This is a genomic window from Stenotrophomonas sp. Steno-C15 (assembly GCF_056393265.1).
In genome coordinates this window covers 57,771-73,627 of record NZ_JBWJPF010000005.1, presented here as the reverse complement: position 1 = coordinate 73,627, position 15,857 = coordinate 57,771, and the positions used below count along the sequence as shown (strand labels likewise).

The following is a 15,857-nucleotide window of genomic DNA, read 5'->3' as shown; positions in this document are numbered from 1 at the left end:
CGAGACAACACCATGCTGCTGCACATTCCCAACGTGCTCACCGCTGATGAAGTGGCACAGGTCCGCCAGCAACTGGACACCGCCGACTGGACCGATGGCCGCGAGACCGTGGGTGCCCAGGGTGCGCAGGTGAAGCACAACGAACAGCTGCCGGACGCGTCACCGGTGAAAGCCGAGCTGGGTGCCGGCGTGCTCGCCGCACTGCGGCGCAGCCCGCTGTTCTTCGCTGCGGCACTGCCGTTGAAGATCCTCCCCCCACGCTTCAACCGCTACCGCGGCGGCGGCACCTACGGCTTCCACGTCGATGGCGCAGTGATGAACCTGGGCAACGGCGAGCAGCTGCGCTCGGACATCTCCTGCACCCTGTTCCTGTCGGCGCCGGACGAGTACGACGGCGGCGAGCTGATCATCAGCGACACCTACGGCGAGCACGAGGTGAAGCTGCCAGCCGGCGACCTGATCGTCTATCCCTCCAGCAGCCTGCACCAGGTCAATCCTGTTACCCGGGGCGCGCGCGTGGCGTCGTTCTTCTGGGTGCAGAGCATGATCCGCGACGATGTACAGCGTCGCCTGCTGTGGGAAATGGACACGTCCATCGAGCGCCTGCGGCAGACCGGAGGCGACGATGATGCGGTGCTGCAGCTGACCGGCGTGTATCACAACCTGCTGCGACGCTGGAGCGAGGTCTGAGCCACTCCAGGCCGCGCCCCTACATTTTAGCAATCATTCTCATTTGCATCCGCTAACAGCTCTCATTACAATCGCACCCCGTTGATGCTGGCCGTTGCCGGCAAACCATCTGGGGACCCCCGCTTGCTGCGCCCGCTCCGCCCTCGCCCACTCATCCATCGCAAGATGGGCACCGCCATGCGCGGCCAGCGTCCCGCGCTGGCCAGCCTGCTGGCATGGGTGGCGATGCTGGCGTTGCTGCTGGGCACCCTGCCGCTGCTGCCGCACCCGGCCACAGCGATGACCTTGCAGATGCCGCTGGAAGAACGTGGCGGCGAAGGCCCGTTGCAGGAAGAAGCCCCGGCCAAGCTGCGCCGCTGTGCCTCCGCCCCGGTAAAAGCGGCCGAGAAGGCGCCGCCGCTGCTGCTGGCCAGCCAGTGGCTGCGTACCGAACTTGAACTCGTACCCGCCACGCCGGCCATGCCCGGTGCGCGCCCGGACTGGCCGCTGGCCGCTCCGGACACGCCCTGGGCCGACGCGCCCGGGCGTCGCCAGCAACGCGGCCAGGCGCCGCCGCTCGCCTGATCCACGGCCCGACGTGACCGCCTGCGCGGTCGCGTCCACACGCCGCTGACTGCTTCTTCCCTGCCGCCCCTGACCGGGCTTTCCCTGCCTGCCGTGTGCGCTCCGCACCCGGCATCGCGCTGCCTTACATCCTTCGAGGTATCTGCCATGGCCCAGCGCCATCGTGTCCGTTCGTCCCTGTCCCGCCCCCTGCTGACCAGCGCCGTGCTGGCGGCGATGGCGGCCCCTGCTTTCGCCCATGCAGAGATCGCCGGAGCGCCGCAAACCCTGGACAAGGTGGTCGTCACCGCCTCCGGCTTCGAACAGAAGATCACCGATGCCCCGGCCAGCATCAGCGTGGTCAGCCGCGAGGAACTGAGCAAGCGCCCCTACACCAGCCTGGTCGATGCGCTGCGCGATGTGGAAGGCATCGACGTCGGCCTGGAAGCCACCGACAAGAATGGCCGCGCCACCGTCTCCATGCGTGGCCTGCCCTCGGAATACACCCTGGTACTGATCGACGGCCGCCGCCAGAGCAACGTCGGCCAGCTGTATCCCAACAACTTCGGTGGCGGACAGTTCTCCTACCTGCCGCCGCTGGATGCGATCGAGCGCATCGAAGTGGTGCGCGGCCCGATGTCCACGCTGTACGGCTCGGATGCGATGGGCGGTGTCATCAACATCATCACCCGCCGCAACCAGGACAGCTGGCACGGCGCGCTGACCCAGGGCTTCACCGTGCAGCAGGACGACCAGTTCGGCGATGCCCGCAGCACCGACGTGTACCTGAGTGGTCCGCTGCTGAAGGACCGCCTGGGCCTGTCCGTGCGCGGCAGCTACTACGATGCGAAGGCGTCCAATCCGGAATGGGATGCGCTGCCGTTGCCCGATGGCACCCTGTGGGAACGCAGCATCGGCTTCGGAGGTGGCGGCAAGTCGGTGGCCAACACCAACTGGAACACGGGCGTGCGCCTGAACGTCCACGTCAATGACGACCACGAACTGTGGCTGGACTACGACGTGTCGCGGCAGAAGTACGACAACAGCGAGGGCCAGACCGGCACGCTCGACAGCCTGGCCAGCCTGTGGCGCGTCGGCAATGCGGTCATCCCCGATCCGGATGGCGGCGGCACCATCACCCGCCGCGTGGTGCAGCCGCGCGTGGGCTACACCGCCTACCAGCGCTATGAGCGTGACCAGGTATCGCTGACCCATCAGGGCCGCTACAGCTTCGGCACCTGGCAGACCTCGCTGACCCACAGCAAGAGCAGCAACCTCGGCCGTTCGCTGCCACTGACCCTGGACGAGCGCGCCAACCTGCAGACGCTGTGGAATGACGTCTGCCGCCGCACCGGCGCCGCCAACAACTGTGCGGCCGGTCGTGGCAATGCACTGTCGGCCCTCGACCCGAGCGAGATGGCGCGCCTGCAGGCGTTCTTGCCACGTCCGCTGCGCACGATGGAGCTTGAGGGTTACGTGCTCGACACGATGCTCGACCTCGATTTCGGCGCGCACAAGCTGACCGTTGGCGGACAGTACAACGACACCGACATGGTCGACGGGGTGTTCGGCATGGATGGCGCCGGCTACCGCAGCAACACCCGGCAGAAGCACCGCATGTGGGCCCTGTTCGCGGAGGACAACTGGGCACTGACCGATACCCTCACGGCGACCTTCGGCCTGCGCTACGACGACCACAACGTGTTCGGCAGCCATGTCAGCCCGCGCGGCTACCTGGTGTGGAATGCGAGCGACGCATGGACCTTCAAGGGCGGTGTCAGCACCGGCTACAAGACCCCGCGCCCGGACCAGCTGTTCCCGGGCATCACCGGCTTCGGTGGGCAGGGCGTGCTGCCGCTGGTGGGTTCGCCGAACCTCAAGCCGGAAACCAGCACCAACTACGAGCTGGCTGCCTACTACGAAGGCCAGCGCTGGGGCTTCAACGTCACCGGCTTCTTCAACCGGTTCGAAGACAAGATCGCCAGCGGCGGCACCTTCCCGAACTGCGAAGTGGCTCCGGCCGGCAGCGGCTACTGCGTGGACATCGGGCCGGGCTGGGCCTCGCTGGGCTACAGCACCTTCACCCAGAGCGTGAACATCGACAAGGCCGAAACCCGTGGCGCCGAACTGGCCGCGCACGTCGATCTGCTGGAAACCCTGCAGCTGCGGGGCAACTACACCTGGACCCGCAGCGAACAGACCAGTGGCCCGCAGAAGGGACTGCCGATCAGTGGCACCATGCCGGCCCGGCATATGGCCAACGCCAGCCTCAACTGGCAGGTCAGCGACGCGGTCAGTCTGTCGCTGATCGGCGAAGGCCGCTACGACCGCTACCGCGATACGATCCTCGATGCGGCCGGCAACAGCCACGACCGCGTCTACGAGGACTACACGATCTTCCACCTCGGCGGCAGCTGGAAGGCCAACGCATGGCTGACCGTCAACGCACGCGTCAACAACCTGCTCGACAAGGACTTCGTCTCGCAGTCGTGCCTGCTGATCAGCCAGAGCGAGTTCAGCTGCGTGGACGATTACGCGACCAAGGACCAGCGCCGCAGCTACTGGATCTCGCTCAACGCGAAGTTCTGAGGCGACCCTGCCCGGTGCCGGCCTTGGCCGGTACCGGGATACAGAACGATACGCAATTGCGAGCTATTCTCATCAATGATGTAATGCGCAGTCCGCATCCGTCCTGAATCCCGTCGTGAGCCGTTCCGCTCCCTCCAACGTGCAACAGCAACAGAGCCGCGGCTTCTGGCTGCGGACGCTGCACCAGTGGCACTGGATCAGCTCGGCGGTGTGCCTGATCGGCATGCTGCTGTTCGCGGTGACCGGGTTGACCCTCAACCATGCAGCGAAGATCGAGGCCAAGCCCGAGGTGCAGAACCAGCAGCTGCAACTGCCGGCCGATCTGCTCGGCCAGCTCGGCACGCGCGAGGACGGCCACGCGCCGATCCCCCGCCCGGCCCGGCAATGGCTGGATACGCAGCTGGGCATCGCCATCGGCGGTCGCCCGGCCGAGTGGTCGGCCGAGGAGATCTACTTGTCGTTGCCGCGACCCGGCGGCGACGCCTGGCTCAGCATCGATCGCGAAACCGGCGCGGTGGAATACGAATCAACCTCCCGCGGCGTGGTGTCCTACCTCAACGACCTGCACAAGGGGCGCAACGCGGGCCCGGCGTGGGGCTGGTTCCTGGACCTGTTCGCCGTGGCCTGCCTGGTGTTCTGCATCACCGGCCTGTTCCTGCTGCACCTGCATGCACGGCAGCGGCGCATGACCTGGCCGCTGGTCGGCCTCGGCCTGATGATCCCGCTGTTGATCGCCCTGCTGCTGATCCACTGAACCATCGAATCCCCTTCACCGGAGCCGCCCCATGCGCGTCACCCTGACCATCGCCCTCAGCGGCCTGCTGGCCACCTCGCCGGCCTATGCCGCCACGCTCGACATCAACGTCGAGGTGCCCAAGCTCAATGTCGCCGAGTATCACCGTCCCTACGTAGCGGTGTGGCTGGAAGGCGCCGACCAGAAAGTCGCGGCCAACCTGTCGGTCTGGTACCAGCAGACCAGCAACAACGAAGGCCATGGCACCAAGTGGCTGCCCGACCTGCGCCAGTGGTGGCGCAAGAGCGGCCGCACCCTGCAGGTGCCGGTGGACGGCGTGACCGGCCCAACCCGCCCGGCCGGCAAGCACGCGCTGTCGTTCAACGACAAGCAGCCGGCGCTGAAGCAGCTGGCCCCGGGCAACTACACCCTGGTGGTGGAAGCGGTGCGCGAAGTCGGTGGCCGCGAACTGCTGAAGATCCCCTTCACCTGGCCGGCCACCGCCGCACAGAACGGCAAGGCGCAGGGCGCCACCGAACTGGGCCAGGTCACCCTCGCCATCAAACCGTAACCGCCTGAGCCGGGGTCAGAGCCCTTTCCGTTGGAAGGGGATTTGACTCCGGGGTCGGATCCCTTCCGCAGGAAGGGCTCTGACCCCACCCATCCAACGTCCCTGGAGTCTTCCGCATGAAGCGCACGCTCGTCCTCGCCGCCGCTCTGGCCGCTGCCCTTCCCTTTTCCGCACTCGCCCACAAGGCCTGGCTGCTGCCTTCGCAGACCGTGATCGCCGGCAATGCGCCGTGGATCACTGTTGATGGTGCGGTCTCCAACGACCTGTTCTACTTCAACCACGTGCCGCTGCGCCTGGAATCGCTGGTGATCACCGCGCCGGACGGCAGCACCGTGCAGCCGCAGAACGCCTCGACCGGCAAGTACCGCAGCGTGTTCGATCTGGAGCTGAAGCAGCAGGGCACTTACCGCATCGCTTCGGTCAATGACGGCCTGTTCGCCACCTACGAACAGAACGGCGAGCGCAAGCGCTGGCGCGGTACCGCCGCCACCTTCGGCGAACTGCCCAAGGACGCGAAGAAGCTGGAAGTGAGCCAGTCGGTCGGCCGCGTGGAGACGTTCGTGACCAATGGCGCGCCGAACGATACCGCACTGAAGCCGACCAACCGCGGCATCGAGCTGGTTGCGGTCGGTCACCCGAACGACCTGTTCGCCGGCGAGGAAGCCACCTTCCGCGTGCTGGTCGATGGCAAGCCGACGGCCGGGCTGGCCTTCGAGATCGTGCGCGGCGCCACCCGCTACCGCAACGCGCAGGACGAACTGAAGGTGACCAGCGACGCCAAGGGCGAAATCAAGGTGACCTGGCCGGAAGCCGGCATGTACTGGCTGGAAACCGGCACTGAAGACAACAAGACCTCGGTGAAGCAGGCCGCCAAGCGTCGCCTGAGCTACGTGGCCACGCTGGAAGTGCTGCCGCAGTAATGGGGGACCGCGATGCCGGGCACGCCCCGGCATCGCAGCCGCCACGCCCCGTCATGACCGATTCCCTGCTCGACATCGCCCGCCTCGGCGGCACCACCATGGGCACCACCTGGAGCGTGTCGCTGGTCGCGCCGCGCCAGCGCGACCTGCACCCGCTGCACGCCGGCATCCAGGCGCGCCTGGATGATGTGGTCGCGCAGATGAGTACGTGGGACGCCGGCTCGGACCTCAGCCGCTACAACAGCGCCGATGCAGGCCAGTGGTGCACCCTGCCTGCCGAAACCCGTCACGTCCTGTCCTGCGCGCAGTCCATCGCCGCCGCCAGCGACGGTGCGTTCGATCCCACCATCGGCCCGCTGGTGGCACTGTGGGGTTTCGGTGCACATGCCGGCGAACGCCGCCAACCCGATGCCGCCGCCGTGCAGGCCACGCGCGAGCGCTGCGGTTGGCAGCGGTTGCAATGGCGCGGCGATGCGCTGCTGCAACCCGGCGGACTGGAACTGGATCTCTCTGCGATCGCCAAGGGGTTCGGCGTCGATCACGTGGCCGCGTGGCTGCGCGATCAGGGCATCGCTGCTGCACTGATCGAGGTCGGTGGCGAACTGGCCGGCTACGGCCGCAAGCCCGATGGCCAACGGTGGCGCGTGCTGGTGGAATCGGCGCCGGAAGAAGACGCGCACGCCAAAACACCACCGCGGGTGCTGGCGCTGGACGGCAAGGCGGTCGCTACCTCCGGCGATCGCTGGCATCACTATCAGGCCGATGGCGAGGCCTACAGCCACAGCCTCGACCCGCGCACCGGCAGGCCGGTACGCCAGGTTGCAGCGGCGGTGACGGTGGTCGCCGACGACGCGATGCATGCTGATGCCTGGGCCACCGCACTCACCGTACTCGGCCGCGAGCACGGCATGGCGCTGGCCGAACGCGAAGGACTGGCCGCACGCTACCTGCATCGCGCAGCGGATGGCCCGCACGAGTTTCTCAGCAGCGCCTTCCAGCGCCTGCTCGACGAGCGGGACGCATGAGCGCACGGCCGTCGCGCGCGCTGCTCGGCAACGCGCTTGTACTGATCCTGCTGGCGCTGATCGGCTGGGCGCTGCTGCGACTGCATCTCGGCGAAGCCTGGTGGCAGGGCGCACCGCCGGCGCGGCAATCGCAGATCGCCATCATCGCCACCGCGCTCTATGCACTGGTCTGCACCGCACTGTGGTGGCGTGGGCGACCGCGCGACGATGCTGCCTCTGGCGACGTCGCGCCGATCCTGCTGGTCTGGTCCAGCCAGACCGGCTTCGCCCGCGAACTGGCCGAACGCAGTGCCGAGGCATTGCGTGGTGCCGGCGTGCCGGTGCGTGTGCGCGGTCTGCATGAGGTCGACGCCACGTTGCTGGCCGGCAGCCAGCGTGCACTGTTCATCGCCAGTACCACCGGCGAAGGCGACCCGCCCGATCATGCAGTGCCCTTCCTGCGCCATGTGATGGCCCTGCCGTCATCGCTGCAGCATCTTTCGTACGGCGTTCTCGCCCTGGGTGATCGCAGCTACGGTCACTTCTGTGCATTCGGTCACCAGCTCGACGACTGGCTGCGCCAGCACGGCGCACATGCCCTGTTCGACGCCATCGAGGTCGACAACGCCGATCCCGCTGCACTGCGGCACTGGCAGCAACTGCTCGGACAACTTGCCGGTGGGGCCAGCGAACTGCCCGACTGGAGCCCGGCCGAATATCAGCCGTGGACGCTGCTGCAACGCCGGCACCTCAATCCCGGCAGCCAGGGCGGACCGGTGTACTGGCTGCGCCTGCGGGCGCCTGCCATCGATGGCGTGCGCTGGCAGGCCGGCGACATTGCCGAGATCGGCCCGCAGCACGCGCGGCACAGCGCGCGGGCCTGGCTGGAATCACAGGGTTTCGATCCGCAGACGGTGCTCGAGGACGGCCAGACGCTGCTGGCCCGTGTCGAACGCTCGCACCTGCCCTCGCTGGTGCCACCGGGTGATCTGCCCGCCCTGCTGGCGGCCCTGCAGCCGCTGCCGCATCGTGAGTACTCCATCGCTTCGGTGATGGACGATGGTGCGGTGGAACTGCTGGTGCGCCGGCAGCTGCGTGCCGATGGCACGCCCGGCATCGGCAGTGCCTGGCTGTGCGACCACGCCGTCATCGGCGAGCCGGTACAACTGCGCCTGCGCCGCAACGACAACTTTCACGGTGCCGCCGTTGCGGCGCCGCTGCTGCTGATCGGCAATGGCACGGGCATCGCCGGCCTGCGTGCACACCTGCATGAGCGCGCGGCCGTCGGCGCGCACCGCACCTGGCTGCTGTTCGGCGAGCGCTCGGCCGCGCACGACTTCCATTTCGGTGACGAACTGCGGGCGATGCTGGCGGCCGGCACGCTGCAGCGTCTGGATACGGTGTTCAGCCGTGACGGCGGCAGCCACCGCTACGTGCAGGACCGCCTGCTGGCGGAGGCGGCAACGCTGCGGCAATGGGTCGATGAAGGTGCCACGATCCTGGTCTGCGGCAGCCTGCAGGGCATGGCGCCGGCCGTGGATGCGGTCATCGAGCAGGTGCTGGGTACCGACGGCAAGGAGGCCCTGCTGGTGGCCGGCCGTTACCGCCGTGATGTGTATTAGCCCAGGCAGCGCCCAGCGCATGCGCGGATGATGCCCATCGGCGCATGCGAATCATCAGTCCGCGGCGCTCACCCGTATCGCCAGCAGCTCGCCACTGCCCTGCAGCGCATGTCGCTGGCGCTCGCCGGCCGCCAGCCATGCAGTGTCGCCTGCCTGCATCGGCGGCAAGCCATTGTCCTCGGCAAAGCCGGCCTCACCCGCCAGCAGGTGCAGCGCCCAGGCCACGCCTGGCTCGCAGAAGAAGAACATCGGCCCCACCAGCGGCCGGTGCAGCAGCTCGGCGTGCAACTGCCCGCGCTTCCACATCAGGTTGAAATCATGGGTGGTGCCATCGACCAGTTCGCCGTGCAGTGCCTCCTCGCCGGCAAAGCGCACGCGACCATGCGGCGGCAGCACCTCCGCCACCCGGCCATCGGCGAAGCGCAGGCGCACACCGTTGCCCTGCAGCAGTACCAGTTCGCGCTCCACGCCCGGAAATGCAGAGAACGCGGCATCCTGCTCGATCTCCGCCACGGACAGGCGCAGGGCCCAGTCGTCCCCGTGCGCCGGCAGCCGCAGGATTTCGCGGGTCCAGCCCAGGCCATTGCGCCAGCGTTCGCGGCGGTAATCCAGGCGGGCAATCACCTGGCTCGGTGTCTTCAGCAGCGCATCGATATCCATGCCTGCATTGCACCACGCCACGTGCAATCGCGCATCAGCGCGTGGCGACCGTACCCTGCGCGCCACACTGGCCACCCAGCAGCTGCGAATGCTTCAGCCAGTCCTGGTCGGGGTAATAGGCGAACACCATCGTGCCACCACGCAACGCGTCGATCAGCGGCCTGGCCACCGACAGCCGCACCGCCGGACACCCCAGGCTGCGGCCCAGCCGACCCTGCAGCTGGGCGGTCGCCGGATTCACGTAGGGGGCGCCATGAATGACGATCGCACGCTCGCGCGCGCGGTCGTTGAAGCCCGGTTCCAGCCCGGCCAGCCGCAATGAGTAGCCGTTGCCGCCCATGTAGGTTTCCTGCGCGGTGAACACACCGAGGCTGGACATGTAACTGCCGTCGCGATTGGAAAAATGCTCGGTCCGGTTCTCACCACTGTTGCGGCCGTGCGCCACCCATTCCTCGAACAACAGCCGCTGGTGCGCCAGGTCGAACACCCACAAGCGCGGCTCGGTGGAGGGCCGCGAATAGTCGATCACGCTCAGGCGTTCGCCGCTGATGCCCAGCTCCGGTCGCAACAGGGCGCAGCGCATGGCCTGCGCCGCCAGCTGCAGCACATGGCGATCGGCCTTCGGCGCGGTACGTGCCAGCAGGGCGGCCAGATCCTCGGCACGGGTCGCGATGGCGGGCGTCTGCGCCAACGCGGGTGCGCTGGCCGAGGTTGCAAGCAGGCCAAGCGTGGCCAGCCGGCACAGGCGGGATGCGGTCATGGACGGGACACAGGACTCAGTTGCCTGTGAGAGTGGACCCTGCCGGCTCGGATTCCAAGACCGGCTGCAGGCCGGATTCAGCCGGGCTTGGGCGCACGGCGGGCAGCGAGGTCACCAGCAGCGTCGTGCCCGGCACCAGCACCTGGTACAGCTGCCGGGCGAAATCGGCCGGCAGCGCCAATGGCAGCGACGGCGTGGCCAACAGGTCCGGGGTCGCCTGCGCACGGTCCTGGCCCAGCAACGGATAGGCCGTCCATTGATGCAGGCGCTGCTTCGCATCGAGCGGGCTGGGAACATCGCTGTAGCCCTGCCCCATCACGAACAGCGTGGTGCCCTGGAAGGCTGGCAGCGCGTCGGCTTTGAGCGGCGATTCGCCAATCATCACGCCGTCGCGCAGGACGTACAGCCGCTGGTCGTGCAGGCTGACCAGGATGCCGACCTGCCCGGCCGGCGCCGCGCTGTCGTTCCACCAGGCCGCCGCCACACCGCCGTCGCCGGTCTCGGGCAGGGCCTCGCCGCGCGCGTTGACCGGCGCCAGTACGGCGGGATAGGCCAACGTCATCGGCGCGCTCTTGGCATCGGCCACCACTACCGTATCGCCGCGCCGGGTCTCGCTGAACAGCTTCTGCGCGAATGCCTGCGGCAGCCGTACGCAGCCGTGCGAGGCCGGATGCCCCGGCAGGCTGCCGCCATGCAGGGCGATGCCGTCCCAGGTCAGCCGCTGCATGTACGGCATCGGTGCGCTGTTATAGAGGTTGGAGCGGTGGTCCTTGTCCTTCTGCAGGATCGTGAACACCCCGGTCGGCGTCTCGTGTCCCGCCTTGCCCGAACTGATCGTGGTCAGCCCGATGGCGATCCCGTTGCGATACACGTAGGCGCGCTGCTCGTCCAGACTGACGACCAGCACGATCGGGCCGGCCGGGGAAATCTCCGGATGCCAGAGGAATTCGCCCGGCTTGAGATCGGTAGGCCCGCGTTCGGCGGCCACCGGCCCGGACGGGTCGGTCGAGTGCGAAGACGGCGGCCCGGCCTGCACGGTCAGCGGCAGTGCCAGGACAAGGGAGAGCATCAGGGACGGACGGTGCAGACGCATCCAGCGGAGGTTCCATTCCATGCGAAGCGGTCACCGTACACCATCGCGCCGTAGCGAACGCGCCAAAAGAGAATGCCCGGCGACACAACCCTGTGTCGTACCGGGCAATCGTCACGTCCTTGTCGGCCTGCTGCCTCCCCCGCGCGTCCTGCGAAGTGGGGGTGGCGTTGCATCCTGCACGCGGCCGCGTCTGTCCTGCTTGTATCTCAGCCCCTTCCACAGGTCTGTGATGCCACCATCCTGGTGATTGGTGCCGCATCCTGCGACGGTCGGTGAACACAGCCTCCCTGGCAGTGCCCGGTGGACCGGCCTCCTGCGGGTCCCGACGATTCCTGTTGTCAACGCCTTGGTACGGTCCGCACCGGTACCGATCCGGGTACCGGATCCGCGGGCAACAGCCTGTCGCCTACGGTGATCCGCTGTCGATTCCGTTCGACGATCACTGTCCCTATCCCCTTCACCTGCGTCAGATCCTCGACGCGCTTGAAGGGCCCGTGTCTGCGCCGGTGCTCGACGATCGCCGCAGCCTTCCTGGCTCCGACCATCGTCAATCCCTGCTGCAGCGCCTGGACATCGGCCCGGTTGATGTCGATCGGTTCGGCGGTATGCGCCCCTGCGATCCCCATTGCCAGTACCAGTGCCCTCAACACGACTAACCAAGGCACGACGTATAACTCCTTGTGGTTCTGGCCGCCCCGACCGGCAATCCCGTCGGTAGGAACAGTGTCCGTCACCACATACACACAGACTATCGGTTTCGTGGATTTCTAAAAGCCAGCCAAATACCCGACGTGATGTAGGAAAAACCCTACCCCCGGCGCAGGCGTAGAATGGCTGGATCAGCCATGCAACCGGAGTTTCAGATGGACAGCGCCAAGCTCGGCCAATTCGTGAATGACAAGTGGGACAGCGAAATCGTCCCGCAGTTGGTCGACTACATCCGCATTCCCAACAAGTCGCCGATGTTCGACGCCAATTGGGTGCAGAACGGCTACATGGAACAGGCGGTCACCCTGATGGAGACCTGGGCCAAGGCACAGGAGCTGCCGGGCCTGAAGGTCGAAGTGGTCCGCCTGGAAGGCCGTACCCCGCTGATTCTTCTGGAAATTCCCGCCACCGGCAGTGAAACCGGCGACGACACCATCCTGCTCTACGGGCACCTGGACAAGCAGCCGGAAATGACCGGCTGGGACGACGACCTGGGCCCGTGGACCCCGGTCCTGCGTGGCGACAAGCTCTATGGCCGCGGCGGCGCCGACGATGGCTACGCGATCTTCGGTTCGCTGGCCGCCGTGCTGGCCCTGCAGGCCCAGGGCCTGCCGCACGCGCGCTGCGTGGTCCTGATCGAAGCCTGTGAAGAGTCCGGCAGTTACGACCTGCCCGCCTACGTGGACCATCTGGCCGACCGCATCGGCAAGCCGTCGCTGGTGGTCTGCCTGGATTCGGGCTGCGCCAACTACGACCAGCTCTGGTGCACCACGTCGCTGCGCGGTCTCACCGGGGGCAACTTCACCGTCAAGGTGCTCAACGAAGGCGTGCATTCCGGCGATGCCTCCGGCGTGGTGCCGTCCAGCTTCCGCCTGCTGCGCCAGCTGCTGTCGCGCATCGAGGACCAGGACACCGGCCGCATCCTGATCGACGGCATGAACGTGGAAATCCCGGCCGAGCGCCAGGAACAGGCCAAGCGTGCCGCCGAAGTGGTCGATACGGCCATCTTCGAGAAGTTCCCGCTGGTCGATGGCCTGCGCCCGATGAACGAAGACCTCACCGAGCTGGTACTCAACCGCACCTGGCGCCCGGCGTTGTCGGTCACCGGAATCGGCGGCATGCCGCCGCTGGAATCGGCCGGCAACGTGCTGCGCCCGCAGACCTCGGTGAAGCTGTCGCTGCGCCTGCCGCCCACCGCCGATGGCAAGACCTGCGGCGAGCTGCTGAAAGAAGCGCTGCTGCGCGATCCGCCGAACGGTGCGCAGGTCACCCTGGATCTGGAAAAGGCCTCCACCGGCTGGAATGCCCCGGCCATGGCGCCGTGGCTGACCAAGGCCATCGACGAAGCCAGCCAGACCTTCTTCGGCAAGCCGGCGATGTACATGGGCGAAGGCGGCTCGATTCCGTTCATGGGCATGCTGGGCGAGAAGTTCCCCGGTGCCCAGTTCATGATCACCGGCGTGCTTGGCCCGCACTCGAACGCGCACGGCCCGAACGAGTTCCTGCACATTCCGATGGGCAAGAAGGTCACCGCCTGCGTGTCCAAGGTGATCAGCGAGCACTACGCCGCCAGCCTGCGTGGCGAGACCAGTGGTTCGCCGGTGGCCGCCGACAGCGGCACGCGCCATGGCGACCACGGCTGCTGCTGATCCGGCACACCGTGACGGACGCAGCCCGGCCTTGCTAGGCTGCGTTCTTCTCAAGCGGAACGCACACGCATGAATGGTCTGTTCGGCAGCAGCAGCTGGCTGTACATCCTGCTGGTCGGGTTCTTCGTCGGCCTGCTCGGGCGCTTCGTCATGCCGGGCAACAACCGCATGGGCTGCCTGCTGACCATCGTGCTGGGCATCCTCGGTGCCCTGCTGGCCGGCTGGTTTGGTCAGTACATGGGCTGGTACGCCCCAGGCGAACCGGCTGGGTTCCTCGGTGCCGTGGTCGGCGCGGTGGCCGTGCTGGCGATCCTGCGCCTGTTCAGCGGTCGCCGCTGAAACGGCCCCACCTTTCCCTCCTGTCCCCGACGTCGGCGCGCCCCGCGCGCCCGGATATGCCCGCATGACCGAACCCGCCTCCGATCCCCAGCGCAGCGCGCAGCGACTGCAGTGGGCCCGTATCCAGCTTGGCGATGCACAGGCCGTGGTTGAACGTGCCTCGGTCGATGCGGGCATGCGCAGCTACTGGCGCGTCACCGGTACACGCGGCAGCCACATCGTGATGGATGCTCCGCCGGGACTGGAAGACCCCCGCCCCTGGCTGCGCATGCGCGGCCTGCTGCACGACCATGGCCTGCGTGTGCCGGCCCTGCTTGCGCAGGATCTGGACGCCGGCTTCCTGCTGCTGGAGGATCTCGGCGGTCCGACCCTGGCGAGAATCCTCGACGAGCGCAACGCCGACGAATGGTTCGGCCGCGCCATCGATCAGCTGCTGCGCCTGCAGGCGATCCCGGTGCCGGCCGACTTCGGCCAGTTCGGCGAAGCCCTGCTGCAGCGTGATGCCGGACTGTTCGACGAATGGTTCCTGCAGCGCCATCTCAACCTGCAGCTGGACTGCGGCGAAATCGAGGGCCTGCAGCTGGTCCATCGCCGGTTGATGGACAACGCACTGGGCCAGGCGCAGCTGATGACCCACCGCGACTACATGCCTCGCAATCTGATGCCCGTTGCCGACGGTCCGGCCGTGCTGGATTTCCAGGACCTGGTGCGGGGCCCGATCGCCTACGATGCCGTGAGCCTGTTCAAGGACGCGTTCCTGAGCTGGCCGCTGCAGCGCGTGGACGAGTGGCTCGCGCAGTACCACGCGCGCGCGCACGCTGCGGGCCTGCCGGTGCCCGACCGTGCGACCTTCCTGCGTGACGCGGACTGGATGGGCATCCAGCGCCACGTGAAGATCCTGGGCCTGTTCTGCCGCCTGCGTTACCGCGACAACAAGGGTCATTACCTGGACGATGCGCCGCGCTTCATCACCTATCTGGATGAAGTACTGCCGCGCTACCGCGAGCTGGCCCCCCTGCGGCAGTTGCTGGACACGCGCATCAAGCCGGCGCTGGCCGAGCTCGGCGCACCGATGCGCGTAGCCCGATGAAGGCGCTGATCTTCGCCGCCGGTCTGGGCGAGCGTATGCGCCCGCTGACCCTGCACACACCCAAGCCGCTGCTCGCAGTGGCCGGCAAGCCGCTGATCGTCTGGCACCTGGAGCGCCTGGCCGCCTGCGGCGTCCGCGATATCGTGGTCAATACCGCATGGCTGGCGGAACAGTTCCCGGCGATGCTCGGCGATGGCAGCCGATGGGGTGTGCGCCTGCACTTCATGCATGAAGGCGATACCCCGCTGGAGACCGGCGGAGGCATTCTCAATGCTCTGCCGGCACTGGGTGAGGATCCGTTCCTGGTGGTCAACGGCGACATCTGGACCGATTTCGATTTCGCCACACTGCCGCGCGAGCCGCGGGGCCAGGCGCATCTGGTGCTGGTCGACAACCCCACGCAGCATCCGCACGGTGATTACCGGCTGGACACACAGGGCCTGCTGCACCATGACCGCGAAGGACCGTGCCTGACCTATGCCGGCATCGGCGTGTACCGCCCTTCAATCGTGGCCGACTGGCGCACGGTGATTGGTGATGCGCCGGGCAGCGAGCGGCTGCCGCCGAAGTTCTCGGTGGTGCCACTGCAGAAGCACTTCATGGCGCAGGGGTTGATGACGGGGCAGCACCATCGCGGGCGCTGGACCGACGTCGGCACGGTGGATCGCCTGCGTGCGCTGGATGTTGAGTTGGCGGCGAACGGCTGAGCCCCTCGTGGTTGGTCGCTCCAATCAAAGCCGTGCCTGGCCGGGCGGCTGACAGTTTCCGTGCGCGTCCAGCCACGGAAGAGAGTAAAGAAAAGCAGAAGCAGGTTGCTTCGCTCACGAAGCGAAAGCGCATCCACGCGTAGCGTGGCTCTACCGTGTCGACCAAGGTCGACACCCAC

The 15,857-nt window shown here is 67.3% G+C and carries 16 protein-coding genes; 12 read left to right on the top strand and 4 right to left on the bottom strand.

Translation table 11 applies throughout. From position 1 onward, the window contains the following. Positions 1-12: 12 nt before the first annotated feature. From AC06FB_RS06285 to AC06FB_RS06250, 8 genes are all read left to right on the top strand, one after another. Positions 13-690: a Fe2+-dependent dioxygenase gene (locus AC06FB_RS06285; protein ID WP_197600943.1), complete on the top strand. Its 678-nt coding sequence runs from the start codon at positions 13-15 to the stop codon at positions 688-690. A 165-nt stretch (positions 691-855) separates the two neighbouring features. Beyond that, entirely contained in the window at positions 856-1,254 is a 399-nt protein-coding gene (locus tag AC06FB_RS06280) for a hypothetical protein (protein WP_197600944.1), read from the top strand. Positions 1,255-1,401: 147 nt separating this feature from the next. Continuing rightward, positions 1,402-3,822 carry a TonB-dependent receptor domain-containing protein gene (locus AC06FB_RS06275; protein WP_262219182.1) on the top strand — a complete coding sequence of 807 codons (2,421 nt, stop codon included), beginning with the start codon at positions 1,402-1,404 and terminating at the stop codon, positions 3,820-3,822. Between the two features lie 115 nt (positions 3,823-3,937). After that, positions 3,938-4,576 (top strand): PepSY-associated TM helix domain-containing protein, encoded by a 639-nt coding sequence (locus AC06FB_RS06270; RefSeq protein ID WP_180875378.1) that lies wholly within the window; start codon positions 3,938-3,940, stop codon positions 4,574-4,576. A gap of 31 nt (positions 4,577-4,607) precedes the next feature. After that, on the top strand, positions 4,608-5,126 hold the full coding sequence (locus AC06FB_RS06265; protein ID WP_065174546.1) for a DUF2271 domain-containing protein: 519 nt from the start codon (positions 4,608-4,610) through the stop codon (positions 5,124-5,126). Between the two features lie 116 nt (positions 5,127-5,242). Beyond that, positions 5,243-6,046, top strand: a complete 804-nt coding sequence (locus AC06FB_RS06260) for a DUF4198 domain-containing protein (protein ID WP_128990343.1) — start codon at positions 5,243-5,245, stop codon at positions 6,044-6,046. Between the two features lie 53 nt (positions 6,047-6,099). Next, complete coding sequence (locus AC06FB_RS06255) at positions 6,100-7,071, top strand: FAD:protein FMN transferase (RefSeq protein ID WP_065182425.1); 972 nt, start codon at positions 6,100-6,102, stop codon at positions 7,069-7,071. Further along, positions 7,068-8,672, top strand: coding sequence for a sulfite reductase subunit alpha (locus AC06FB_RS06250; protein WP_322522867.1), 1,605 nt, complete (start codon positions 7,068-7,070; stop codon positions 8,670-8,672). The genes AC06FB_RS06255 and AC06FB_RS06250 overlap by 4 nt, the downstream gene beginning before the upstream one ends. 54 nt (positions 8,673-8,726) lie before the next feature. On the opposite strand, the gene AC06FB_RS06245 is transcribed toward AC06FB_RS06250, so the two are convergent. The 4 genes from AC06FB_RS06245 to AC06FB_RS06230 all read right to left on the bottom strand — a co-directional run bounded on the left by AC06FB_RS06245 (position 8,727) and on the right by AC06FB_RS06230 (position 11,850). Further along, positions 8,727-9,332, bottom strand: coding sequence for a HutD/Ves family protein (locus AC06FB_RS06245; protein WP_197572428.1), 606 nt, complete (start codon positions 9,330-9,332; stop codon positions 8,727-8,729). 34 nt (positions 9,333-9,366) lie between these two features. Next, the gene (locus AC06FB_RS06240) at positions 9,367-10,092 is read right to left on the bottom strand and encodes a murein L,D-transpeptidase catalytic domain family protein (protein WP_053516633.1); all 726 of its coding nucleotides are present in this window, start codon (positions 10,090-10,092) and stop codon (positions 9,367-9,369) included. A gap of 16 nt (positions 10,093-10,108) precedes the next feature. Continuing rightward, positions 10,109-11,185 carry a L,D-transpeptidase gene (locus tag AC06FB_RS06235; protein WP_461288963.1) on the bottom strand — a complete coding sequence of 359 codons (1,077 nt, stop codon included), beginning with the start codon at positions 11,183-11,185 and terminating at the stop codon, positions 10,109-10,111. Positions 11,186-11,523: 338 nt separating this feature from the next. Next, a complete protein-coding gene (locus AC06FB_RS06230; protein ID WP_461288964.1) occupies positions 11,524-11,850 on the bottom strand; it encodes a ComEA family DNA-binding protein in 327 nt (108 codons plus the stop codon). A 198-nt stretch (positions 11,851-12,048) separates the two neighbouring features. Between AC06FB_RS06230 and AC06FB_RS06225 the strand changes: the two genes are divergently transcribed. The 4 genes from AC06FB_RS06225 (at position 12,049) to murU (ending at position 15,678) form a co-directional block, all read left to right on the top strand. Beyond that, positions 12,049-13,542, top strand: a complete 1,494-nt coding sequence (locus AC06FB_RS06225; protein ID WP_053516630.1) for a M20 family metallopeptidase — start codon at positions 12,049-12,051, stop codon at positions 13,540-13,542. Positions 13,543-13,611: 69 nt separating this feature from the next. After that, complete coding sequence (locus AC06FB_RS06220) at positions 13,612-13,881, top strand: GlsB/YeaQ/YmgE family stress response membrane protein (protein WP_065174540.1); 270 nt, start codon at positions 13,612-13,614, stop codon at positions 13,879-13,881. Positions 13,882-13,945: 64 nt separating this feature from the next. Then, a complete protein-coding gene (locus AC06FB_RS06215) occupies positions 13,946-14,971 on the top strand; it encodes an aminoglycoside phosphotransferase family protein (RefSeq protein ID WP_478053470.1) in 1,026 nt (341 codons plus the stop codon). Next, entirely contained in the window at positions 14,968-15,678 is a 711-nt protein-coding gene (murU, locus tag AC06FB_RS06210; RefSeq protein ID WP_053516627.1) for an N-acetylmuramate alpha-1-phosphate uridylyltransferase MurU, read from the top strand. The genes AC06FB_RS06215 and murU overlap by 4 nt, the downstream gene beginning before the upstream one ends. Positions 15,679-15,857: the final 179 nt, after the last annotated feature.

Bases quoted from the DNA above. Each gene is read 5' to 3' on its own strand.
- murU (WP_053516627.1), top strand. From the start codon at position 14,968: ATGAAGGCGCTGATCTTCGCCGCCGGTCTGGGCGAGCGTATGCGCCCG.
- AC06FB_RS06285 (WP_197600943.1), top strand. From the start codon at position 13: ATGCTGCTGCACATTCCCAACGTGCTCACCGCTGATGAAGTGGCACAG.
- AC06FB_RS06235 (WP_461288963.1), bottom strand. From the start codon at position 11,185: ATGCGTCTGCACCGTCCGTCCCTGATGCTCTCCCTTGTCCTGGCACTG.
- AC06FB_RS06245 (WP_197572428.1), bottom strand. From the start codon at position 9,332: ATGGATATCGATGCGCTGCTGAAGACACCGAGCCAGGTGATTGCCCGC.
- AC06FB_RS06220 (WP_065174540.1), top strand. From the start codon at position 13,612: ATGAATGGTCTGTTCGGCAGCAGCAGCTGGCTGTACATCCTGCTGGTC.
- AC06FB_RS06275 (WP_262219182.1), top strand. From the start codon at position 1,402: ATGGCCCAGCGCCATCGTGTCCGTTCGTCCCTGTCCCGCCCCCTGCTG.
- AC06FB_RS06250 (WP_322522867.1), top strand. From the start codon at position 7,068: ATGAGCGCACGGCCGTCGCGCGCGCTGCTCGGCAACGCGCTTGTACTG.
- AC06FB_RS06280 (WP_197600944.1), top strand. From the start codon at position 856: ATGGGCACCGCCATGCGCGGCCAGCGTCCCGCGCTGGCCAGCCTGCTG.
- AC06FB_RS06260 (WP_128990343.1), top strand. From the start codon at position 5,243: ATGAAGCGCACGCTCGTCCTCGCCGCCGCTCTGGCCGCTGCCCTTCCC.
- AC06FB_RS06215 (WP_478053470.1), top strand. From the start codon at position 13,946: ATGACCGAACCCGCCTCCGATCCCCAGCGCAGCGCGCAGCGACTGCAG.
- AC06FB_RS06265 (WP_065174546.1), top strand. From the start codon at position 4,608: ATGCGCGTCACCCTGACCATCGCCCTCAGCGGCCTGCTGGCCACCTCG.
- AC06FB_RS06240 (WP_053516633.1), bottom strand. From the start codon at position 10,092: ATGACCGCATCCCGCCTGTGCCGGCTGGCCACGCTTGGCCTGCTTGCA.
- AC06FB_RS06225 (WP_053516630.1), top strand. From the start codon at position 12,049: ATGGACAGCGCCAAGCTCGGCCAATTCGTGAATGACAAGTGGGACAGC.
- AC06FB_RS06255 (WP_065182425.1), top strand. From the start codon at position 6,100: ATGACCGATTCCCTGCTCGACATCGCCCGCCTCGGCGGCACCACCATG.